At 54.1% G+C, this 23,641-nt stretch carries 18 protein-coding genes and 1 pseudogene; 15 read left to right on the forward strand and 4 right to left on the reverse strand.

Features of this window, described 5'->3' with window-relative positions; genetic code table 11:
* Positions 1–2 precede the first annotated feature (2 nt).
* The 4 genes from dsrK to dsrP are packed head-to-tail and all read left to right on the forward strand — an operon-like array spanning position 3 to position 3,970.
* Entirely contained in the window at positions 3–1,616 is a 1,614-nt protein-coding gene (gene dsrK / locus AB1805_08785) for a sulfate reduction electron transfer complex DsrMKJOP subunit DsrK (protein MEW5745512.1), read from the forward strand.
* Positions 1,616–2,026 carry a sulfate reduction electron transfer complex DsrMKJOP subunit DsrJ gene (dsrJ, locus tag AB1805_08790; protein MEW5745513.1) on the forward strand — a complete coding sequence of 137 codons (411 nt, stop codon included), beginning with the start codon at positions 1,616–1,618 and terminating at the stop codon, positions 2,024–2,026. The genes dsrK and dsrJ overlap by 1 nt, the downstream gene beginning before the upstream one ends.
* Positions 2,026–2,823, forward strand: coding sequence for a sulfate reduction electron transfer complex DsrMKJOP subunit DsrO (gene dsrO, locus AB1805_08795; protein MEW5745514.1), 798 nt, complete (start codon positions 2,026–2,028; stop codon positions 2,821–2,823). The genes dsrJ and dsrO overlap by 1 nt, the downstream gene beginning before the upstream one ends.
* Positions 2,813–3,970 carry a sulfate reduction electron transfer complex DsrMKJOP subunit DsrP gene (gene dsrP / locus AB1805_08800; GenBank protein MEW5745515.1) on the forward strand — a complete coding sequence of 386 codons (1,158 nt, stop codon included), beginning with the start codon at positions 2,813–2,815 and terminating at the stop codon, positions 3,968–3,970. Before dsrO ends, dsrP begins: the two co-directional genes overlap by 11 nt.
* Positions 3,971–4,092: 122 nt before the next feature.
* Here the strand turns inward: dsrP and AB1805_08805 are convergent, their stop codons facing one another.
* Together AB1805_08805 and AB1805_08810 are read right to left on the reverse strand one after the other, a co-directional pair.
* A complete protein-coding gene (locus tag AB1805_08805) occupies positions 4,093–4,356 on the reverse strand; it encodes a hypothetical protein (GenBank protein MEW5745516.1) in 264 nt (87 codons plus the stop codon).
* Positions 4,346–4,615 carry a BrnT family toxin gene (locus AB1805_08810; protein ID MEW5745517.1) on the reverse strand — a complete coding sequence of 90 codons (270 nt, stop codon included), beginning with the start codon at positions 4,613–4,615 and terminating at the stop codon, positions 4,346–4,348. The genes AB1805_08805 and AB1805_08810 overlap by 11 nt, the downstream gene beginning before the upstream one ends.
* A 171-nt stretch (positions 4,616–4,786) precedes the next feature.
* Here AB1805_08810 and AB1805_08815 point away from each other — a divergent pair, with 171 nt between their 5' ends.
* The 3 genes from AB1805_08815 (at position 4,787) to AB1805_08825 (ending at position 11,190) form a co-directional block, all read left to right on the forward strand.
* Positions 4,787–5,221, forward strand: a complete 435-nt coding sequence (locus AB1805_08815; GenBank protein MEW5745518.1) for an AraC family transcriptional regulator — start codon at positions 4,787–4,789, stop codon at positions 5,219–5,221.
* A 144-nt stretch (positions 5,222–5,365) separates the two neighbouring features.
* Positions 5,366–10,879, forward strand: coding sequence for an RHS repeat-associated core domain-containing protein (locus AB1805_08820; GenBank protein MEW5745519.1), 5,514 nt, complete (start codon positions 5,366–5,368; stop codon positions 10,877–10,879).
* Positions 10,876–11,190, forward strand: a complete 315-nt coding sequence (locus AB1805_08825) for a hypothetical protein (GenBank protein ID MEW5745520.1) — start codon at positions 10,876–10,878, stop codon at positions 11,188–11,190. Before AB1805_08820 ends, AB1805_08825 begins: the two co-directional genes overlap by 4 nt.
* 40 nt (positions 11,191–11,230) lie before the next feature.
* On the opposite strand, the gene AB1805_08830 is transcribed toward AB1805_08825, so the two are convergent.
* The gene (locus AB1805_08830) at positions 11,231–11,665 is read right to left on the reverse strand and encodes a putative toxin-antitoxin system toxin component, PIN family (GenBank protein MEW5745521.1); all 435 of its coding nucleotides are present in this window, start codon (positions 11,663–11,665) and stop codon (positions 11,231–11,233) included.
* The gene (locus AB1805_08835) at positions 11,655–12,170 is read right to left on the reverse strand and encodes a helix-turn-helix transcriptional regulator (protein ID MEW5745522.1); all 516 of its coding nucleotides are present in this window, start codon (positions 12,168–12,170) and stop codon (positions 11,655–11,657) included. The genes AB1805_08830 and AB1805_08835 overlap by 11 nt, the downstream gene beginning before the upstream one ends.
* Positions 12,171–12,375: 205 nt before the next feature.
* Here AB1805_08835 and AB1805_08840 point away from each other — a divergent pair, with 205 nt between their 5' ends.
* The 8 genes and pseudogenes from AB1805_08840 (at position 12,376) to AB1805_08875 (ending at position 23,603) form a co-directional block, all read left to right on the forward strand.
* Positions 12,376–15,336, forward strand: coding sequence for a CHC2 zinc finger domain-containing protein (locus tag AB1805_08840; protein MEW5745523.1), 2,961 nt, complete (start codon positions 12,376–12,378; stop codon positions 15,334–15,336).
* Between the two features lie 18 nt (positions 15,337–15,354).
* The gene (locus AB1805_08845; protein ID MEW5745524.1) at positions 15,355–16,323 is read left to right on the forward strand and encodes a tyrosine-type recombinase/integrase; all 969 of its coding nucleotides are present in this window, start codon (positions 15,355–15,357) and stop codon (positions 16,321–16,323) included.
* A complete protein-coding gene (locus AB1805_08850; GenBank protein MEW5745525.1) occupies positions 16,316–17,245 on the forward strand; it encodes a tyrosine-type recombinase/integrase in 930 nt (309 codons plus the stop codon). Before AB1805_08845 ends, AB1805_08850 begins: the two co-directional genes overlap by 8 nt.
* Before the next feature lie 1,034 nt (positions 17,246–18,279).
* Positions 18,280–19,017 carry a tlde1 domain-containing protein gene (locus AB1805_08855; protein MEW5745526.1) on the forward strand — a complete coding sequence of 246 codons (738 nt, stop codon included), beginning with the start codon at positions 18,280–18,282 and terminating at the stop codon, positions 19,015–19,017.
* Positions 19,014–19,529 (forward strand): hypothetical protein, encoded by a 516-nt coding sequence (locus tag AB1805_08860; protein MEW5745527.1) that lies wholly within the window; start codon positions 19,014–19,016, stop codon positions 19,527–19,529. The genes AB1805_08855 and AB1805_08860 overlap by 4 nt, the downstream gene beginning before the upstream one ends.
* Positions 19,530–19,644: 115 nt before the next feature.
* A complete protein-coding gene (locus AB1805_08865) occupies positions 19,645–20,397 on the forward strand; it encodes a hypothetical protein (GenBank protein ID MEW5745528.1) in 753 nt (250 codons plus the stop codon).
* 11 nt (positions 20,398–20,408) lie between these two features.
* Positions 20,409–20,924, forward strand: a pseudogene (locus tag AB1805_08870) (hypothetical protein).
* A 111-nt stretch (positions 20,925–21,035) separates the two neighbouring features.
* On the forward strand, positions 21,036–23,603 hold the full coding sequence (locus tag AB1805_08875; protein ID MEW5745529.1) for a hypothetical protein: 2,568 nt from the start codon (positions 21,036–21,038) through the stop codon (positions 23,601–23,603).
* The last annotated feature ends 38 nt before the right edge of the window (positions 23,604–23,641 follow it).

Raw genomic sequence — 23,641 nt, forward strand, 5'->3', positions numbered from 1 at the left:
CCATGGCAAAGTTTACTGCTAAGCCTGCTGACCTCTCGAAAATAAGCCTCAAGACGCCCAGGACCGACTGGATGAATACTCCTGTCGAGATCAGGGAGCATATGTACTGCCATCCGGCGAAGGCCAAGGATCTCGAAGCGGTGGAGTTTCCCAATATCCACGAATGGAAGCCGTCCGAAGCGGACTGGAAACTTCCCGAAGGCTGGAAAGAGACGGTGCTGAACGGCATGAAGGAGCGTCTCGAGAAGTTCCGCTCCTTCCATGTCTTCATGGATATCTGCGTGCGCTGCGGCGCCTGCGCCGACAAGTGCCACTTCTATCTCGGCACCGGCGACCCCAAGAACATGCCGGTCCTCAGGGCCGAGCTCCTGAGATCGATCTACCGGAGATACTTCACCACCGGCGGCAAGCTCTTCGGCAAGGCTGCCGGCGGGCGGGAGCTGACCGAGGACGTTATCAAAGAGCTGTGGTACTACTATTACCAGTGCACCGAGTGCCGCCGCTGCTCGCTCTTCTGCCCCTACGGCATCGACCAGGCCGAGATCACGATCATCGGCCGCGAGCTCCTGAACCTGCTCGGCCTGCAGCTCGGCTGGATCGGCGGACCGGTCGCTGCCTGCTACAGGAAAGGCAACCACCTCGGCCTCGAGCCGCACACGATCAAGAGCAACATCGACTTCATGCTCGACGATATCGAGACGATTACCGGCGTGCGGGTCAATCCCACCTTCAACAGGAAGGGCGCCGAGATCCTCTTCGTCACCCCGTCGGGAGACCTCTTCGGCGTGCCGGGCGTCTATACCGCCATGGGATACCTCATGCTCTTCCATGAGCTCGGCCTCGACTACACCTGGAGCACCTATGCTTCGGAAGGCGGCAACTTCGGCTTCTTCACGAGCATGGACATGGCGAAGCGGCTCAACTACAAGATCTACGCCGAGGCGAAGCGCCTGGGCGTCAAGTATATCATCGGCGGCGAGTGCGGCCATATGTGGCGCGTGCTGCACCAGTACATGGATACCTGGAACGGGCCGGCGGACTTCATGGAGACGCCGAAGTCGCCCATCACCGGCACGGTCTTCGAGAACGCGAAGGCCACCAGGATGGTCCACATCGCCGAGTTCACCGCCGACCTGATCAAGAACGGCAAACTGAAGCTCGACCCGCGGCGGAACGACCACCTCAAGGTGACCTTCCACGACTCCTGCAACACCTCCCGCGGCATGGGCATGTTCGAGGAGCCGCGCTACATCATCAAGAACGTCTGCAAGAACTTCTACGACATGCCAGAGAATACCATCAGGGAAAAGACCTTCTGCTGCGGCAGCGGCTCGGGCCTGAACGCTTCGGAGAACATGGAGCTCCGGATGAGGGGAGGCTTCCCCCGGGCGAATGCCGTCAGCTACGTCCATAAGAAGCACGGCGTCAACATGCTCGCCAACGTCTGCGCCATCGACCGCGCGTCCCTGCCGCCGCTCATGGACTACTGGGTGCCCGGGGTACAGGTCGCCGGCGTCCACGAGCTCGTGGCCAATGCGCTGGTGATGAAGGGCGAGAAAGAGCGCACCACCGACCTGCGCGGCGACGACTTCCCGGAGAAGGAGGGAGATGAATAATGTATAACGGCGGAAAAATCATCATCGGTATCATCATCTTTCTGCTCTTTGTGATGTTCCCCTTTTATGCGAACATCGGCAAGGTCAATGCGAAGCCTGAGCCCAAGGTCGATACGCCGGCCATTAAAGAGGCGCAGGCGAAACTGGGCAAGAAGGAGGTCTGTATCGAGCCGAAGGCGTTCATGAAGGCCGAGCATATGAAGCTCCTCAACGACTGGAGAGACCGGGCGCTCAGGGAGGGCGACCGGCTCTACACCGCCTCCGACGGCAGGACCCACGATATCAACCTCCAGAATACCTGTATGCAGTGTCACTCGAACAAGAAGAAGTTCTGCGACGAGTGCCACAACTATACCGACGTGAAGCCGTACTGCTGGACCTGCCACATCGCGCCGAAGGAGGTGGAATAATGAGCAACATGGACAGACGCCAGTTCCTGAAGATAATGGGCATCTCCACGGTCTTCGGCATGGGCATGGCCTCCACCCCTGCCTTCCTCGAGAAGCTCGATGCATCGTCCTTCGGCAAGACGCCGGGAAGACTCGCCGCAAAGCGGTGGGGCATGTACATCGACATGGACAAGATCAACGAGCAGGATGCCGAGCGGATCATCCACGCCTGCCACAGCGCCCACAATGTCCCCCTGCATGCAAACAAGAAGCACGAGGTCAAATGGATATGGACCGAGGAGTTCGGCCGTGCCTTCCCCGAGCAGGAGGGCGAGTATATGGCCGGGAAGCTGGAGCACAGGGAGTTCCTCGTGCTCTGCAACCACTGCGACAAGCCTGCCTGCACGAGGGTCTGCCCGACCAAGGCGACCTACAAGAGGAAAGAGGACGGCCTCGTGCTGATGGACTACCACCGCTGCATCGGCTGCCGGTTCTGTATGGCCGCCTGCCCGTACGGCGCCCGGAGCTTCAACTACATCGACCCCCGGCCGGTGCTCAAAGAGCAGAATGAGAAATTCCCGACCCGCATGATCGGCGTCGTCGAGAAGTGCACCTTCTGCTCCGAGCGGCTCGACAAGGGGCTCAAGCCGGCATGCGTCGAGGCGTCCAACGGCGCCATGATCTTCGGCGACCTGAACGACCCGAACTCGGAGCTGCGGAAGGCGATACACGAACACTTCACCCTGCGCCGCAAACCCGAGCTCGGAACCAATCCCGGCTTGTACTACAAAATAGGAGGTGCTGAGCATGCTGGATAAAGCGTTATCGGGAAGCACGAAATACTGGCTGTGGCTGGGCTTTCTGGGAGCCCTCGCCGGTATCGGGACCATCGCCTATCTCTTTCAATTCAATCTCGGCCTGGGTATAACGGGGCTGAACAGGGATGTCTCGTGGGGGCTCTATATCGGGCAGTTCACCTTCCTCGTCGGCGTCGCCGCCTCGGCGGTCATGCTCGTTATCCCCTACTACCTGCATCACTACAAGAAGTACAGCAAGATCGTCATCCTCGGCGAGTTCCTGGCGGTCGCGGCTGTCATCATGTGCATCCTCTTCATCTTCGTCGATATGGGGCAGCCGATGAGGATCTCGAACGTCATCCTGCACCCCACGCCCAACTCGATCATGTTCTGGGACAGCGTGGTGCTCATGGGCTACCTGGTGCTGAATATCGTCATCGGCTGGACAACGCTCCACGCCGACAAGAAGGGCGTGAAGCCGCCCCAGTGGGTCAAGCCGCTCATCTATCTCTCGGTCCCCTGGGCAGTCAGCATCCACACCGTCACGGCGTTCCTCTACGCGGGTCTCCCGGGCAGGCACTTCTGGCTCAGCGCCATCATGGCAGCCCGATTCCTCGCGTCGGCCTTTGCCGGCGGCCCTGCGCTGCTCATCATCCTCGCCCTTATCGTGAGAAAGGTGAGCAAGTTCGATCCCGGCCAGGAGCCGATCCAGACCCTCGCAAAGACCGTCACCTATGCGATGTTCGCGAACGTCTTTTTTCTCGGCCTCGAGATCTTCACCGCGACCTACAGCGGGATACCGGGGCATGCCCATCCCTTCGAGTATCTCTACTTCGGCATCGACGGGCATAATGCGATCGTCCCGCTCATGTGGACCTCGACGATCCTCGCCTTCACCTCCCTCGCCCTGCTGATCGTGCCTGCGATGCGGAAGAACGAGAACGTGCTCATCTGGGCATGTGTCGCGCTCTTCATCTCGCTCTGGATCGACAAGGGCTTCGGCCTCGTGATCGGCGGCTTCGTCCCCAACCCGTTCGAGCAGGTGAACGAGTACTGGCCGAGCTTCCCCGAGATACTGATCACCGTCGGCGTCTGGGCGATCGGCTTCATCGTCCTTACCGTCCTCTACAAGATCGCGGTCTCGGTAAGGGAAGAGGAGCTGGCGTAGCGGAAATAGACGAGGGACTGTAGACGAGAGACTTAAGACAGTAACAGCGAGGGCTCATCCTGTAGCAGGATGAGCCCTCGTTTATCAGGTGGATGACGGCAGTATCCGACTATTCTCTTATGCTAACCCTGCGGCGGTTCCTTGCGCCGCTTGCCGGAGTGCTTTGTGAGGCGTTGTGTCGTTTTTGCCAGATCGAGTAGTGACCGCAACGCATCGTTCACTGCGGCTGAATCTCCAAATGCCTTGGCAACATCCGGTTCGAGCATGACAACATTTGCGCCCTCCTCTAGAATGCGTTTGTAGTATTTGCCACGAACGGCTTTAGAGTAATCAAAACGGTATTCAGAGCGCAACTCATCACTAACGCTTTTCCTTTTAGCTTTCATGTCTTTTCCTTTCTTGCGCTGTTGCAAGACGGGCACTGATAATACGTATGACGCTGCCTCTCTCCGTATGCGAAACCACCAGTAAACGCCACCGGGAGGAGTAGCCAACCGTTATGAATCTTTCTTCGCCCAACGAGTGGTCAGGGTCATCGAACGTTGCTGATAAGGGATCATAGAATGCCGTTATGGCTTCGTCAAATGATACCCCGTGTTTTCTCTTGTTCTTTTTTGCCTTTTCCCTGTTCCACTCGAATTGCATGCACTTGATTTTATCATAAATCCTGCGCCTGGCGCAGAAGTCTAAGCGGGGTGATCTGCCGTATCCCTGAATAAAATGGGCAGGTGACAAAGGAAGGGGAGATATGGTATAAAATTCTAGTTTCTTCAACTGCTTGAGATGCGGTCACGCCTGGGTTCCGGGGGGAGCGACGTGGGGAAGAGCATAGTAGTCATCGCCACTGCTCAAAGGCGAAGGAATGTCTTGCTCGCCCGAGGGGAGGAGCGGCGGTATCCCGGCGTACCCTCCTGCGCAGTGGAAGGGATAGGTATGGTAAAGGAGCTCCTGGAACAGGATTGCGCCAAACCCCTCAGCCTCGATCAGGCCTGCAAGCTCTCGGGGCTGAGCAGGACCTACTTCTGCGGGTACTTCAAGCGCATCACCGGTCTCCCGTTCAAGAGCTACCAGGAGCATATAAAAATGGAAAGGGCAGGCGAGCTCTTGCAAGACCCGGACCGCACCGTTGCGGATATATCCCGTACGCTGGGATATACCACGCCGGGCTATTTTTCGACTGCCTTCAAGAAATTCACCGGCTTGTCCCCCAGGGCCTTCAGGCTGTCAAGGAAATTTTTGGAAGAATCCTAACGTTTTTTGTACGAAAACGAAAGAATTCGCCTCCTGGTTGTGGTATGCTGGAAGTCAGCTCGTGAAAGACGCTCGTCTTAACGGCTGAGCCTGCGGCATAGTGTTGTAATGTAGAAAATGCAAATTTCCACCCGGGGGGCGTGCATGCGATTACAACGTTTTGCTTTCATCTGCCTTATCCTGGCCTTTCTCCTCATCCCCTCTCAGCACACCTTTGCACAGGAAGTCATCATCGCCCCCGGGGTGTATGTCAATGACCCCGGCAACACCGGGGCTGCAACAGCGAGCATCCCTATAGAGACGCCTCCCGGCAGAAACGGCGTCGCTCCCCGGCTTGTCATCAACTACAACTCCAACAGGAGCAACGGCTGGGTCGGCATGGGCTGGGAGCTCGAGGTGGGCGAGATACAGCGGGCGACTAGGAGCGGGCTCAATTACAGCGCCAACGACTACGTTTTCATAAGCGGCGGCGCTTCTGTCGAGCTGACTGCACGAGGCGATTGGGGGGCGAATTACTACGGCGCCAGGATCGAAGGGGCATTCTCCAAGTTCTACTACAACTCCTCTACCCAGGGCTGGGAGGTCACGACAAAGGACGGCACGAAGTACTACTACGGCACCACTGCTGCATCGCGGCAGGACAGCGCGCAGGGGGTCTTCAAGTGGTGCCTGGACAAAGTGCTGGATACCAACGGCAACTACATGACCGTCTCCTATGTGAAAGACCAGGGGGCGATCTACCTCGACCGGATCGATTACACCGGCAACGCCAACGGCCTTAGCCCTTCCAATTACGTGAAGTTCTACCGCGAGGGCAGGACCGATGTGGTGCCGATCTACACGTCCAACACCGATGCAAAGATGGCATACCGGTTGAAGACCGTAGAGGTCTACGGCAACGGACAGCTTAGCAGGAAGTACGAGCTTCAGTATGCCGTGAGCGGCAATACGGGCCGCTCCCTCTTGAGCAGCGTGACGACCTACGGCAGCGACGGCGTTACCGCCCTGCCGCCTATGACCTTTACGTATCAGACGTCGCCGGAGGGGTTTGTGCAGGGAGCCTCTGTTCCTTCTATTCCCTATTACAGTGCTTTCTTCGGAGATGTCAACGGTGATAAGAAAGCAGACACTCTAAGAACTGAGTATGACCCGGCAACTGCGACAAACGGTGTGCGCGTCTACCTCTCCAACGGCAATGGGTTCAACGATGCAGGCAGATGGCTTACGCTCCCTTCCCATACATCGGGCATCTATGATGTCGGGGATTTCAACAGCGATGGATTCACCGATGTTCTCATGAGACGCTACACGTATGTTAATAATGCCTATCGCTCTTATGCTGTTGTATATTATTCATCCAGTAGCAATTTTTCTGCGGGACAGGTGAGCGCTCCCTACTCCTCCGACTGCAGCTCCACTGTTTCGTGCACATATAGAGCCGGAGACTTCAACGGCGACGGCAAGTCAGATGTCCTCGAAATGGCGACAATGTCTGATAACAGGGTGAGAGTACGAGTTTTTCTCACGCAAGGATTCTCCTTTGTCGATGCAGGTATTTGGGGCTATCTGCCTCCTTTTGTTAATGATCCGAAAATCGGAGATTTCAATGGTGACGGAAGATCGGACCTGTTGATTTTGACATATCGAATTGTTGGTAATAGCGCGATTTATACGTATAAAGTCTTCAAGTCAACAGGCTCGTCGTTTGTGGAAAGTATAGCGCTTCCTGAGGGGATATCCTATGCTCAGGTCGGAGATTTCAACGGCGACGGGATTTCTGATGTCATTACTGCAACTACAACGTCGTCAGAAGCTCGGGTCTATCTCTCCCGGATTGCCGGGTTTGTAGATGCAGGTGTGTGGGCATCGCTTACTTATGGAGAGTTTATGGGGGTGTCTGATTTCAGCGGTGACCAGAAGGCAGACGTGCTTATTGGAGCCTCTCAGCTCCGCTTCTACAAATCCACCGGCCCGCTCCCCGACCTTCTCAGCGGCATCGACAACGGACTGGGGGGCACAACGGCGATTACTTATGCCCCTTCCAATCAATATCCAAATACCCGGCTGCCCTTCATCGCCCAGACCGTCTCGTCGGTGACCGTGGGCGACGGCAACGGCAACGTTTCAACTACGACCTATACCTATTCGGGCGGCAGCTACCAGCCCGACACCAAGGAGTTCAGGGGCTTCATCCAAGTGATAGCGACCGACCCTGCCGGCACTGTCACCGCAACCTCGTTCAGCCAGGACAATGCTACCAAGGGACTCGTAACAAACCAGTACGTCAACGGCGCCTCAGGGAAGTGGTACAGGGTCGCCGGCAATAACTACGATGTCGTTTCTCCCTACACGGGAGTGTCCTTCCCGCGTCTCATTCAGAAAATGGAATCGGTCTTCGATGCCGGCAACCGGAAGCGCACCTTTACCGATTTCAGCTACGATGCTTACGGCAACGTCACCCGGAAATACTTCCAGGGAGACGATCTCATAACGGGAGATGAAAAGGAAGAGCTCATAGAATATAATTACGATACCGCGAAGTGGATCGTTGCGCTTCCCAAGCACACCTCCCTGAAAGACAGCAGCGGCACGACCAGAGCTCAGGCATGGTACACCTATGATACGAAAGGCAACCTCACGGCCAAAGAGGCCTGGCTCGAAGGCGGGGTCAACCCGGTCATCACCTACGGCTACAACGCCTACGGCAACCAGATTTGGGTGAAGGACGCCCGCGGCTCTACTACCACCGTCGACTACGATCCCATGACGTATACCTACCCTGCTAAAACAACCAACCCGCTCGGCTACAGCGTAACGACCGACTATGACTACCGGTACGGCAAACCCCGCACCAGGACCGACCCCAACGGCAATATGTTCACCTATGACTACGACGAGTTGGGCAGGCTGATGCAGTCGACCGACCCCGAAAGCGGGGCCTATGCCTACAAATGGAAAGAGACCTACTTCGACGGCCTGGGCAGAGTGACAAAGACCAAAACGCAAGGGCCCGAGGGGAAGTTCATCGTATCGGAGACAAGATACAACACCCGGGGCCTGGTGGCTACCACCTCCCTGCCGTATTTCGTCGATGCTGCGGGACAGCCCCTGGAGACCATCCGGTGGACCTCCTACACCTATGACCCTATAGGCAGGGTAACGAAAGTCATTAGTCCCGACAATACAACAGTAACGAAATCGTATGAGATATATGTGAATTACAGGGTTGTTACCACCGATGCCAATGGGGGTTATAAGATCGAGGAGAAGGATGTTTACGGCAGGCTTATCGGGGCATATCAGAGCGGCTCCAACGCCACCTATGAATACGACGTCCTGGGCAACCTCCTCAAGGTCACCGATGCCAGGGGCAACCAGACCACCATGACCTACGACACCCTCTCCCGCAAGATAGCCATGAACGACCCCGACATGGGCCGCTGGACGTACTCCTACGATGCCAGTGGTAATCTCATTTCACAGACTGATGCAAAAAACCAGACCATCACCTTCACCTACGATGAACTGAACAGGGTGACGAAGAAGCACTACGAAGGCTGCACCACCTGCACCGATGTCATCTATGCCTACGACGAACCGATCTCCTCGCACTCCGTAGGACGGCTCACTACCGTCATCGACATCTCGGGCACGGCGAGCTACGACTACGACAGCCTGGGCAGGGCGGTGAAAACCACCAAGACCGTCGATAGCGTGGATTATGTAACCGAAACCACCTACGATGCCCTGGGCAGGCAGACGAGCATCCGCTACCCCGACGGCGAGCTTATCGAATACCTCTATGATGAGGCAGGCAATCTCACCAATGTATCGGGTTATGTGACCTATGCCGACTACAACGCCGTAGGACAGGCAGGCACGATCACCTATGCCAACGGCGTCACCACCATCCAGCAATACTACCCGGACAACAGCAGGCTCTTCTCCATCACCACCAACAGCCCCGCCCAGGGCGGGCTCCAGAACATCTCCTATACATACGACAATGTGGGGAACATTACGAAAGTAACCGATTACCTGGATAGTAACCGCACCCAGACCTTCGCCTACGATTACCTCAACCGGCTCACTCAAGCCCAGAGCGCATCATACGGCACGCTTACCTACCAGTACAACGAGATCGGCAATATCATCTATAACTCACAGGTGGGAAACTATACCTACGACCCTGCCCATCCTCATGCTGCGACACAGGCGGGCTCGATCTCCTATGCCTATGACAGTAACGGCAACATGATCACCCGCGGCGGAAAGAGCATCGTCTATGACTATGACAACAGGCCGACCCGTATTGCCGGCACTAACGGCACCGTCGATTCAGTGTATGACTATACCGGGCAGAGAGTAAAGAAGATCGCCCCTTCGGGCACGACCATCTACATCGGCAAGCACTACGAGTGCAAAAACGGCTCCTGCACCAAATACCTCTTTGCCGGAGGCCAGCGCATCGTCTCGAAGACGGCTACTGACACCTACTACTACCATGCCGATCATTTAGGCAGCGCTACCATTATCACCAATGCTTCGGGCAGCAAAGTGCAGGAGACGTACTACTACCCCTATGGAGGCGTGAGGTCGAATGTCGGCAGCGTCAACCTCAAACACAAGTTTACCGGCCAGGAGGAGGATGCCGAGACAGGGCTGTACTACTACAATGCCCGATACTATGACCCCGTGCTGGCGCGGTTCATCAGTCCCGACACCATAGTGCCCAATCCGCGCGATCCGCAGGACTTGAACAGGTATACCTATGCGGGCAATAATCCACTCCGCTATACCGATCCCACCGGACACTTTAAATTCGGCAGTTTCTTCAGAAGCATTAAAAAGGTATTTAAAGCAGTAGTGGGGGTTGCAGTTGGTGCGGTAGTTACCGTGGCTACCGGAAACCCTGTGCTTGGCGGAATGGCTGCCGGTGCTGTATCATCAGCGTTCAATGGTGGTAATATCGCCCTGGGTATGCTGAGCGGAGCAATAACCGGCGTAGCATTTTACGGAGCTGGAGAAATTATTTCAACGGGAAACATTTTAGACGCAAGTGGGCAAATAATCGGCAACTCCTTCAGCTCGTTCGCACAGGCAGGGATACATGCAGCAGCAGGGGCTATAGCCGGAGGAATCAGCAGTGCAATTTATGGTGCAGATGTAGGAATGGGAATGCTTGTAGGAGGGATATCCGCTGGAGTTGCACAGTATGCGGGATCACAAATGTTTACTGGAAACGAATCATTTCAAGCCCAATTGGCTGGACGTTTTGCAATCGGAGGAGTTACAGGCGGAATTACTGCGGAACTCTCCGGCGGTGACTTTGGGGACGGATTTGCGTCAGGAGGGATAACAGGAGCAGCGGGATTTTTATTTAATCATTGGTTGCATGATATGGCAAAAGGCACAGCGTTTGGTTTTGCAGCTGCCGGAGTTGTAACATGGGAAGCTGCTAAAATGGTAACTGCCGATGTTGCAAAGCTCCTCGTTACCAGTAAGATTCCCGCTACCCACGCTGGAGAATTTGCAATGGATAAATCTTTTACCGCGCTTGAAGTTACCAAAAACGTTGCAGGAGACTATCAAGAGATTGGTGAAAGGGTCGGACGCCGTATAGAAACACTTAAAAAATGGTTTGGAATAAAGGAATGATGAGTTTAAAGGAAATTGCACATTCAATAACAATTGTACTTATGAGCACTCTTATCATTTTTGCATTGCTCGATAATATTCTAATTGTTATTGTAAAAGCTCGTAAGCCGTCATTACAGAATAAGTATTATGACTTTCATAGAAGACATGGTTTTTTAAAGGTTACTTTCTTAAAACTGATTGGCGCTTTAATTATTGTTTACTTTTTATTAGAACCAATAGGAAAATCTGGTGCATTAGCAGCACTTATTTGGGCTTATGGCTTTTTCGTTACAAAATTACTAATTGATCTCATAAAAAGAAAAGCTTGACGCTTAGAAGGAGCTCAGAAGGGACAGCACCCATTAAAGCCTACCCCTTCCTGACCTTCTGCACAAACGATGTGACATCGACGATCTTGATGCCGTGGAAGTGCTTGAGGTTTCTGAGGTGCTTATCCCCAGAGACGATGAAGTCGGCCTTTGCCTCCAGGGCGCAGGCCAGGAACATGTTATCGGAGGGGTCTGAGGCAAGCCTGTCGGTTGAGTAGATATCCTTGGTGATGAGCGCCTTTCTGAAGATAAGCCTGAAGAACCGCTTGATCGCCTCATCCTTGAGCTGAAGGCGCTCCCTGATCCGTGGGTACTTCAGCACCCGGCTCACCTCTCTCAAAATCTCAAGGGAGGTCACAAGCTCGAACCTCCGGGTGATCCAGAGCTCCTGGAGCTCAGTCGCCGGGGAGTCCTTTGCAAAGAGCCCGCTGACAAACAGATTGGTATCGACGACAGCCCTAAGCTTACGCTCCAACTTTCGCTCGTTTGCGCTTTTCTTTTTCTTCCGCCCTCACTGCAGCGACCGCCTCATCGACAATGCTTTCGATCTCCTCGGTAGAGTATCCCTCAGCGCCTTTCCTGAACTCAGCGACCACCTTGCGCATCTCCTTTGTCCATACCGTATCCGACATCGGCGGCAGCACCTCCTGGAGCTTGTTCTTTATAATCACGCTTTCGATAACGGTCATGAGCGCCTCTTTATCATGGGGGTTCAGGCGTGCAATCGTCTCGAACTGCTCAAGCAGTTTTTTATCGAGAATCCTCGAAGGGGCCACCCCTTCGTTTTCGCCGAAGATCAACTCATCGGCCGAGACCCCGAGCGTCTTAGCCATACCCTTGATGACCTCCAGGGTAGGAGAAGAAGCGCCCTTTTCATAGCGTCTCATCTGAGCGATCCCCACGCCGATCTTTTTCGCCAGGTCTTCCTGTGTAAGCCCTTTGGCCTTCCTCAGCTTTGAAAGCGTCTCTGCAAACGGCATAGTGTGGACCTCCAATTCTGTTTTGATCGGATTATAGCACGGGAGTTTCGGGGCACCGTTATTATGAGAGCGCTTCATCACAGATAAACCTTGACAATGAAAATCATATATGATACTTTAGAGTTCATATAAGATATTACCCTAAATATCGGGGTTTTGCAACATTTTCCTCTTGACAGGGTTTTCAGGGAAGGAGGGGCGGCACTTGAGGATATCGAAGGCGGAGATCGAGGCGATCAAGAGAGATCACGACCTTAAAGCGGTCATCGAGTCCCACGGCGTCAAGCTCACCAGGAAGGGGACCAACTACGTGGGCCTCTGTCCCTTCCATAAAGAAAAGAAACCATCCTTCACCGTCAATCCCCGTACCAACCTCTATCATTGCTTCGGCTGTAACGCTGGCGGCGATGTGATAGCCTTCATCAGTAAGAAAGAGGGCATCGGCTTCAGGGCCGCAGTGCATAAGCTCTCCGGAAACGGCAGCAATGGAGCGAAGAGCAAACCGAAATCGAAGCAAGCCGCGCCTTCTTCCTTAACTGCTCCTTCTCCTTCCATCAATCGTTCTCGTCTGTTAAATCGTGTCGTCTCTTTCTATCATAAGAGCTTCTGTGAGGATCAGAGGGCAATGGAATATCTCAAAGGGCGTGGCATCACTGATAACAGCATCTACGCCGACTTTCAGATCGGCTACAGCAACGGAACACTATTGAACACGATCCCCGACGAAGGCGATATACGCGCGGCCCTCAAAGAGATGGGCCTGCTGAATGCAAAAGGCAAAGAGATGTTCTACGGCTGCGCCGTCTTCCCTGTCTTCGATGAGAACAAGGATTGCGTAGGGCTCTACGGGAGGAGGATCGACAAAGGAGAGCCCGAACACCTGTACTTACCGGGTCCAAGAAAAGGAGTCTTCAACCACCAGGCCGTAAAGAGATCGAAGTCAATCATCCTCACCGAATCAATCATCGACGCTCTGACCTTATACAACGCCGGATTCAGGGACGTGATCCCCTGCTATGGCGTCAACGGCCTCACCGAGGACCACATGGCTCTCTTTGCGAGGCATCAGACCAAGGAGGTCTACATCTGCTTCGACCGAGACGACGCCGGCACAAGCGGCGCAGAGCGGATCAAAGAGCAGTTAAAAGAAAAAGGCATCGACGCCTACATCGTGCAACTTCCGGAGATCGAGACAACCGCGGAGGGGACTGTCCCGGATTTACGGGCGGAAGCCGTAGAATCGGGACTGTCCCCGGCGTCAAAGGTAGACGTAAACTCCTTCTTCTCCTTAACCGCCGATGCAGCAGCAGCCTTTGAGCGCCTGTTAAAGGAAGCCAACCCCCGCGCTGCAGTACGATCCGACAAGATCGTCAAGCACGAGCAGAAAGCTTACGAGAAGACCGACACCGGCTTCATCGTGCAATACGAGAGCAGGCGTTACGAAGTGCGGAGCATCATCAGAGACGGCGTGAAGCTCAAAGCAACCATCAAAGCAGTCAAGCAGAGCGCAGAGAAACAGCGCTTTCATTTGGACACCGTAGACCTCTACTCAAACCGAAGCCGTCTCTTCTTTGCAAAGGCATGCGCCGTGCTCTTTTCGGAAGGAGACGACATCATCACCGAGGACATCACCAGGCTCATCGACCTCTGCGAGTCCTGGAAATCCGAAAGCACAGAGACACCGCCGGCGCAGCGAATGACCAGGACCGAGGAAGAAGAAGCATTGGAGTTCCTGAAAAGTTCATCTCTCTTTAAGAGCATCCTTGAGGACTTTGAAGTCATAGGCCTCACCGGAGAGGACGGCAACAAGCTCATGGGCTATATCGCCGCAACGAGCAGAAAGCTCGATGAGCCGCTCTCCATACTCATCCAGTCAAGAAGCGCTGCCGGCAAGAGCACCCTGCAGGACGCCATCATCATGCTCATGCCCACCGAGGACTGCATCAAATACACCCGCCTCACCGGCCAGGCCCTCTTCTACAAAGAAGAAGACAGCCTTGTGCACAAGCTCCTTGCTATCGAAGAAGAGCACGGAGCCAGGGACGCCTCCTACAGCATCCGCAACATCCAATCATCCAAATACCTCTCCATAGCGGCCACCGGCAAAGACCCCGTAACCGGCAAGCTCAGAACCGAAGAATACAGAGTCAAAGGACCGGTTGCCCTCATGATCACCACCACAGAGGTAGAGCTTGATTACGAGACCTCTAACCGGTTCATCACCTTGACCATTGACGAATCAAAAGAGATGACCGAGCGGATACTCAAGAAGCAGAGAGAACAGGACACCCTTGAGGGTTTGATAAGGAAGGCAGAAGTAGAGCGGATCATTAAACGCCACCATAACGCACAGCGCCTATTGCGACCGCTCCACGTCATCAACCCTTACGCCGAGCATCTCACCTTCCCTTCGGAATCATTACGTGCACGCCGTGACCACAAGAAGTACCTTGGCCTGATCAAAGCAATCGCCTTCATTCATCAGTACCAAAGAGAAATAAAGAGCGTTGCCTATAACGGCGACGTGCTTCAGTACATCGAAGTCACCCTTGAGGACATCGACAAAGCGAACCGCCTTGCCGGCGAAGTCCTGGGCAGAACGCTTGATGAGCTGTCCCCTCCCTCCCGGCTGCTGCTTAAGATGATCCGCGAGATGGTGCAGAGCAGATGCAAGGAACTAAAGATCGATCCTAAAGAGTATCGTTTCAGCAGGAAGGACATACGGGAGTGGTCCAGGTGGAGCGACTTTCAGATCAAATGCCACATCAGGCAGCTTGAGGACCTGGAGTACCTCTACTCCCTGAGCGGCAAGAAAGGCAAAGAGTATGTCTACGAGCTCCTGTACGGAGGTGGAGGAGAAGACGGCCGTCACTTCCTCATGGGACTGACTACCATCGAGCAGTTAAAGAAGAAGATCAGCGATCAGCCCTCAGCTCTCAGCTCTCAGCGATCAGTCACGAACCAGGAGGGCAAAGGCGTGAACTTGGAGGGCAACAAAGCCTACTTGGAGGGTACTTGGAGGGCGGTAGTAGGGCACCTGGAGGGTAAGGGTAAATCGGCGCAAACCCTTGTGCAGAGCCAATCTACAGCCATAATCCTATCAACTTGGAGGGTTTTGGGGAAAAGCATATATAGAAGAAACACCATTGAAACCGCTTGTTCATAGGTGTACCCGATGAAGACCATGAATGATCTTCTGTTCGGATTCACCGAGCATCTTAAGGTGAGGAACTACTCTCTGAAGAGCATCACCGCCTACTGCCAGCACCTGCAGGGCTTCTTTGCATATCTGAAAGAGGCGGGCGTCACCGACATCAAACGGGTGACGAGGGATATGCTCAAAGCCTATCAGCTTAGGATCACTGAACACGGAGGACCGCGCTGTAGCAGCTATACCATAGCAACCATCTCGGTAAAGGTAAGAGCTGTAAAGCGCTTCTTTGAATACCTGGAGCAGAGCAATCAGATCCTCCTGAACCCCGCAGAGCACATCAAAGAGCCGAAGAAAGAAACCCGGCTGCCGAGGGCAGTCCTTACCGAAGAGGAAGCCCGGAAGCTCCTCGATGCTCCGAACCTCTCCACCCTGTTCGGCATCCGTGACAGGACCATCATGGAGGTCCTCTACTCCACCGGCGTGAGGCTTGCCGAGCTGCTGGGCCTCACCATCTACGACTGCGATCTCCAGGGCGGACTTCTGAGAGTCAAAGGCAAGTTCTCAAAGGACAGAGTAGTGCCCCTGGGAAGATACGCAATCCGCTTCCTCAAAGAATACATCACCCGCGTGAGGCCGCGCCTCACGAGGAACAACAAGGCTGTGCGCACTCTCTTTGTGAACTACCTGGGAGAGCCCCTCTCCGCGATGGCAGTGCAGATCATGATCAGAAAATATACAAAGGAGGCTGGAGTAAAGAAGCACGTCACCCCCCACGTCTTCAGGCATACTTTCGCAACACAACTGGTGAGAAACGGCGCCGACATAACGGCAGTGCAAAAGATGCTCGGCCATAAGGACCTGCGGGTAACGCACCTCTACACAAAGGTTGCCGGCGTTGAAGTCAAGAAGACCCACAGCAAACACCACCCCAGGGAAAAAGACAAAGCGGCCAAAGAAGAACTAAAGCCGCCTGCTGTCAAACACTTCCGCCGTGACTGACGCCGAAGCCTACAAAGCCAAATACAGCGAGCACCTGCGTCTCCTTAACTTTGCCCCTACCACCATCAAAAGCCATCTCTTCTATCTTAACCGCTTCCTCCGGTATCTGAGAGAAACCGGCATCAGTGAGATCACCGCAGTCACCAGAGACACCATCAGGGACTACCAGGTGCACCTCTATGAAGAGATCAACTTCAAAGGCGAGCCCAACAGCGTCCGCGCACAGAACAATGCCCTGAAAGTCGTCAAAGCCTTCTTCCGCTTCCTCCAGGGCAGTAACTACATAATCGGAGATCCCGCAAAAGATATCCTCTATGCAAAGACCCCCAAGAGACTGCCGCGCTCCATCCTCACACAATCGGAGATGAGGAAACTCCTGCAGGCTCCCGACACCAGCACGATCCTGGGCTACAGAGACAGGACCATCCTTGAAGTCCTCTACTCAACGGGAATACGAAAAGAAGAGATCAACAGCCTCCTCGTCGAGGATGTCGATTACAACGAAGGCTACATCAGAATCAACAGCGGCAAAGGAAGAAAAGACAGAGTAGTACCGATCGGCAGGATCGCCTGCCGTTATCTTGAAAACTACATCAAAGCGGTACGCCCGGTCCTCGTCAGGAACCCGCGTGAAAAACATCTCTTTATATCGATGAGAGGGAGAAGACTTTCCAAGAACGTCGTGTGGGAGATCGTCAAAGAGTACGCAAAGAAAGCCAGGATCAAAAAGAACATCTCTCCGCACACCTTCCGCCACACCTGCGCAACCCTCATGCTCAGAAACAAAGCCAACATCCGGCACATACAGGAACTGCTCGGCCATGCCTCACTGGATTCAACCCAGGTCTATGCAAGCGTAAGCATCACCGACTTGAAGGAAGTGCATTCAAAATGCCATCCAAGAGAGAAGGACAAAGAATAGCGGAAGGGGTCTGCGTGCTCGGGCTCCGGCCCCTTCGTGTCCTTCGCTCCCTGCGCTCGCAGCCCTTGATTGATGGAGATCCCCCGCCCAACCCCGCTACGAGCGGCAGAGGGAGAGCAAGCAGAGTGCCGGCGCCTCCCCCCGCCGAGCCCTCCCCCTTTGGAAACCCCCTCCCTGGCACCCCCCTCCCTCTAAGGAACTCCCAAAGGGGGAGGGCTCTCTCGGCGCATTGATCCATAGCGCCTTAGGGGGGAGGGGTCGCCGTGTGGGGCCGACCCTCCCCACACCCTTGGCAGGGGCACAGTGCTTGCAGAAACTGCCGCTCTCCGCTCCCGTCCGCCCCCAAGGGGCTCCCCCAGGGATAGCTGCGGAATGGGGCTTCGTGCTTCCGCTCTCGCTTCAGCACCAAGCCCATGTCCCGCTCAGTCATGCGCCGTGCACTGATCCTTCGCCTTCGCTCAGGATGCACAGCACCCTCCTGCGCTCAATCACCCGCCCGCCCACACAAGAGGCGGCCCATGAGACTGCCTCTCTTCGGTCGGCAGACTCCCGGCCCGCTTGCAGCCCTGTCCGCCCTCTCATGGGCTCCCGGCAGAGGCAGTTAAAAAGAAAATATGTTGACATAGATCGTAGTCAGTGCTTTAATAATAGGGCTTTACTACACCTATGATCGTTCACTGGGGGGACGGCCATTATGACATGCCTTGCATATCAGCATTCCTTTCAACACCACGCTACAACTGTCTTTACACATAGAGAGCTTGACTGTTTTGGGTGTCTGCTACACCTATGATCTTTCAAAAATCGACTTAAAACGCAGGACGCCCTGCAGACGACGGAGTGCCCGCAAAAGCGCGTGGTTGCTTGATTTGCGCCTGTAGAGGGGGAAGTCTTACGGGATTGTTGCGGGCAATAATCCGCTCAGATATACTGATCCTACGGGGCATTTCAAATTCGGAAGTTTTCTGAAAGCAGTTGTCAGCGCGTTTATTGGCGGTGTGGTTACCGCTTTTGCTGGCCCTGTAGTAGGCGGTATGGTAGCCGGGGCAGTGGGCGGAGCAATGACCGGGAAAACGGAGAATATCATATTCGGAGCGATAGGGGGCATGGTATTCGGAGGGGCTGGCTATGCAGTATATGATGCCTTCGGGATGGTAGGCGTTGGTGCCATGATAGCCGGTGGGGGCGGGTATGCGTATGCTAGAGGCGGATGGAATGGGGTGGCGTATTATGCCGGAGGAGTGATGGGAGGAATGGCGGGATATGCGGCGGGGAGCTACATTAATACTAAGTGGTCTAGCTGGTTCCCAACGACTCCATCTGCAAACATAAGCCCCAATGTAAACAACAGTACAAACAGTAATGATCAAATACTCATTGCGAGATGGGAATATTCTCAGTCAACAGGCGATATATACTATGTTGACGATACAACGGAACTACCATATATCCAAGGACGAGGCTATGCAGGTCATGGGGAGGGATTGAATAACCCTGATATGCAGGATATACCAAATATCGGTCCACCACCAGAAGGCGACTATACGATAGGTCCTGAGCAAACAAATGTCACAGGCAGCGGTACAGTATTACGTGGATCAATGAGATTGACGCCATCTCCTGAGAATGAAATGTATGGACGTGGAGGATTCCTCATTCATGGGGGCAATATGCAAACAATGGATTCCTCGCGCGGTTGTATTATTTTACGACGGGATATGAGAGACATTATTGGCGGTAGCGGTGATAATGCTTTGCGGGTGACACAATGAAGAGAGTGTTTGAGCTGATCGTTTGGTTCTCAGCTATGCTGCTTATTGCAGAAGGGTATGGGAATACGCTGCAGCGGATGCCGATAGCACCCAACGGACAAACAATTATTGAGGGTAGGTTGCACAAACATAATGTAAAAGTGACGATTGAAACTCATATTGTACAAATTGGAAAGCCGTCTGATAAAAGACCGGTCAGAGTAAATTCAAGTTGCACTTATAGCAGATACCCTTGCAGTCTTGTCGACAGCATCGACATTACAGTGAGCGGTAGTCCAATTAGGATTCCTCGATCTGTGTTTTGTGATTTAGCTGACTTGAACAGTGCAACAATTAATGAAGAGAAAAAAAGATTGCTCCTTACGCTGACTGGCGGTGATGCATCGGAAAGCTACATTATGAAAATTGAATTTGATACACAGCGTGTCAGAAAAAGAAGTTTGTTTAGTGGAGAGTCAAATAGGCTTTTACAAGAGACAACATACTATCAAGTAGTAATAGACGGCGATTAGAACGTAGCTGTATGGGTAGCAACAGAACGGAAGTATCCGGGACGGTTCCATTTAGAAGTATCCGGGACGGTTCCATTTATGAGCAAGATACAAAGGCGCAAAGAGGTGGAGTGACATGATAGCGCGTAAAGGAGCGACACAGAGCTGTGTACCGGAACGAGGGATTACCAGTTTCTGGTTCGTATTGATTCTCAATATCCTCGCTGCCGGATGCGCCACCGGTTCCGGGGTGAACCGTCACCTGCTATTCAAAGAGAACCCTGTGCAAGCATTGCCTTTCAAGGTTGTTGTTGGTGATACCTCACGTTCTATCGAGACAGGCGCAATCATGAGCGACCCTTCTTTATCTTTTCTCCTCTTCGGCATGGGAGGCGGGGCCGCTGCCGCAACTCCGGGAGCGGTCGGTGCTATGCGAGGAAAGTTTGCAGCCGGAGAGGTATTCGATCAAGCATCAAAAGCACTATCTCCTGCCGGTGCTGCCGCCTCAGGACAAACATTGCACCTCAAGCTGATTCGTTTCCAGCACTATCTTGTGCCGGGACTGTCCCCCGGTCTCAAAGCAGTCATGGAGTTCAGTGCCGATTTTGCCGGTACGGATAAAACCACGAAATCTTCATATGCGTTCAGCTGGAAAAGGGATGGAATGACTATCCTGCCGGGGAGGGAGAAAGATGTCCTTCGCGAGATGGTCGAATATGCTTTATCTCACTGGAGCCGGATGCTCCTCGGTCATTATGCAAAGAACGCTTCAAAAGATAATCTGATCCCGGATTTCCCGCCGGCCCTGCGGGGCCAAATCTCGCATGATATCGTCGAAGGTGTGTACGAGATATTCGCTCAAACGATGGAGAAAAGAGGGGGAAAATGAAAAGAGGACATATGTATAGAAAGCTGCTGCTTTGGCAAATCATTGCATTAGTATTAGCTTGCCCTATTTTCTCCTTTGCCGAGACTACGACCTATACCTACGACCATGTCAATCGTGTCATCCGCGTGGAAGCAGGAACCGGCAGCCCGATTATTACCGCGACGGCCAAGCTCAACGGGAGCATTGCTCCTTCAGGCGATGTCAGGGTTGATTTCGGGAAAAGCAAGACTTTTGCTATAACCCCTAATGCCGGTTACCACATAGCTGATGTGCTGGTTGATGGTGTTTCCAAAGGTGCGGTTTCCAGCTATACCTTCAGCAATGTGACGGCGCTCCATACTATCGAGGCGCGATTTGACGCTGATTCCTTCACTATTGCAGCAGGCGCCGGGGTTAACGGAAGTATTACCCCTGCCGGTAATGTCGTGGTAAGCTCCGGCTCCAACCAGACTTTCTCCATCACTCCCAACGCCGGCTATCACATAGCTGATGTAGTGGTGGATGGAGCATCTGCAGGAGCAGTCGGCAGCTATGCATTCACCAACGTTACTGCTGACCATACTATATCTGCATTGTTTGCCCCTAATACGTATGTGGTGACTCCAAGCGCAGGCACAGGAGGCAGCATCAATCCGGCTGTGGCGCAAACAATAACTTTCGGCAATACCGTGTCGTTCATTGTAACGCCGCATACCGGCTACTATGTTGGCTCGGTGAGCGGCTGCGGAGGCGCTCTCTCGGGCAGCACCTACACTACAGGGCCGATCACTGCGGACTGTACGGTGAATGCAATTTTCGCCATCAACACGGTTGAGCTGCGGACCTATATCAAGGGTATAGGGACTGCGACGGGAACAATAACGAGTAGTCCTGCAGGTATCAACTGCGGCATTGATTGCTCTGAGAGCTACAGCCCCGGTGCCAGTGTAACCCTCACTGCCACCCCTGCCGACAGCTCCGTCTTTTACAGCTGGATGAGCGACATCCCCGTAGTGGGGGACTGGAACGGCACGGGAAGAGACCGTATCGGGATAGTGAATGGCAGCCGCTGGTTTCTCGACCTGAACGAGAACAATATCTTCGATGACTGCCCTGCAGAAGGCTGCTTCACCTTCGGGCAGGCCGGAGATGTTCCCGTCACCGGAGACTGGAACGGGGACGGCAGGACTGAAGCCGGTGTCTTCAGGAGCGGAACATGGTATCTGGACCTCAATGGCAACAGGGTGCTCGATAGCTGTTCGCTCGACGGCTGCTATACTTTCGGAGCTGCAGGTGATACGCCGGTCACCGGCGACTGGAACGGCGATGGCGTCACCGACATAGGGACATGGAATGCCGGCTCTTGGAAGCTGGATTACAACGGCAACAAGGTGTGGGAAGCGGGCGTTGACAAAACCGGCTCTTTAGGGGTAGTTGCGGGAGATATCCCGGTTACGGGAGACTGGAACGGCGATGGAAAGACCGAGATCGGTGTCTTCAGATTAGGCGGCTACTGGTATCGCGATTACAACGGAAGCGGACAATGGGATAGCAGCGATGGGACTGTTTATAGATTCGGCACCGTGACTGGCGATATCCCCGTAGCGGGAGATTGGAACGGCGATGGAAGAGCAGAAATCGGTATACTGAGGACGAGCGGTCTTTGGTATTTAGATTTAGACGCCAGTGGTGTTTTTGATCCCGTGGTCGATATTTCTCCCACCTTCAGTTACACCGGAGCTGTGCCCTCTACCAATACCTGGACGATCACCATGAACACCAACAAGTACGTCACCGCCAAGTTCAAACTGAAGACGTACACGATCTCCGTAACGCAGCAGGCAGGGGGAACCATTACTCCCGGTACAGGATCGGTCAACCACGGGGCCAACCAGACCTTCACCATAGCCCCGCTGTCCGGATATCGGATCACCGATGTTAGAGTTGACAGCGCCTCTGTGGGGGCCGTCACAAGCTACACCTTCACCAACGTGACCGCATCTCATACCATCACTGCAACGTATGGAGTAGATACCTTGAGTGTAGCAAAGACAGGTACCGGGACCGGCACGGTGACGAGCAGCCCGGCAGGGATCACCTGCGGCACCGACTGCTCGGAAAACTATAGCCTTGGCACCTCAATAACCCTGACGGCAACCCCTGATGCGGGCTCCACTTTTGAGGGATGGGTGGGAGATACCCCACTCGTAGGAGACTGGAATGGGACAGGGATCTCAAGAGTAGGAGTTATCAATGGCGATCGCTGGTATCCCGACCTCAACGACAACAGTATTTTTGATGACTGCCCTCCTGAAGGATGCTACACCTTTGGCGTGCTCTCGGATGCCCAGATCGCCGGAGACTGGAATGGCGATGGTAAATCAGAGATAGGAGTGTTCCGGAACGGAGCCTGGTATCTGGACATGAACAGTAACGGCCGGTGGGAGGCGGCCCTTGATGGATATACTGCCTCGTTCGGGCTTGCCGGTGATATTCCGCTTGCAGGGGACTGGGACGGTAACGGAACCACTGAGATAGGGGTATTCCGTAACGGGGCTTGGTATTTGGACATGAACGGTAACGGACTGTGGGAGCCCGCCCTTGACAAGACCATTGCCGCCTTCGGCATGGCCGGGGATGCCCCAGTTATCGGAGACTGGGATGGCAACGGAACATCCGAAATAGGGGTGTTCCGGAACGGAGCATGGTATCTTGACCTTAATGGCAACGGTAGATGGGAGGCCAGCATCGATAAAACCATCGCCGCCTTCGGACTGGCAAATGATGTGCCGGTCGCAGGCGACTGGACAGGAGATGGAAAGTCAAAGATAGGCGTGTTCCGGAGCGGAGCGTGGTACCTCGACAGCAATGGTAACGGTGTCTGGGATGCCTCGATCGATACGACCATTGCTGCCTATAGTTTTATGGGAGCAGTCCCTTCGACAGCGGAATGGACTATCCTCGTTGATAAAACAAAAAGGGCCACTGCCAAGTTTAAAATCAAGACCTATACCATCACGGTGACACAGGGTGCAAACGGAACCATCTCACCCGGAACGGTGACGGTCAACTATGGAGCGAACCAGACCTTTACGATCACCCCGGCGACGGGCTATCACATAGCTGATGTGGTGGTCGATGGAACATCGGTCGGTGTGGTTACGAGCTATACCTTCAGCAATGTAAAGGCGGCCCATACCATCACGGCATCGTTCGCGGCGAATTAGAAGCTTCTCGCAGATACGGTTCGGAGGGGTACGGCCAA

This window comes from Nitrospirota bacterium (genome assembly GCA_040752355.1).
Classification (GTDB): domain Bacteria; phylum Nitrospirota; class Thermodesulfovibrionia; order Thermodesulfovibrionales; family Dissulfurispiraceae; genus JBFMCP01.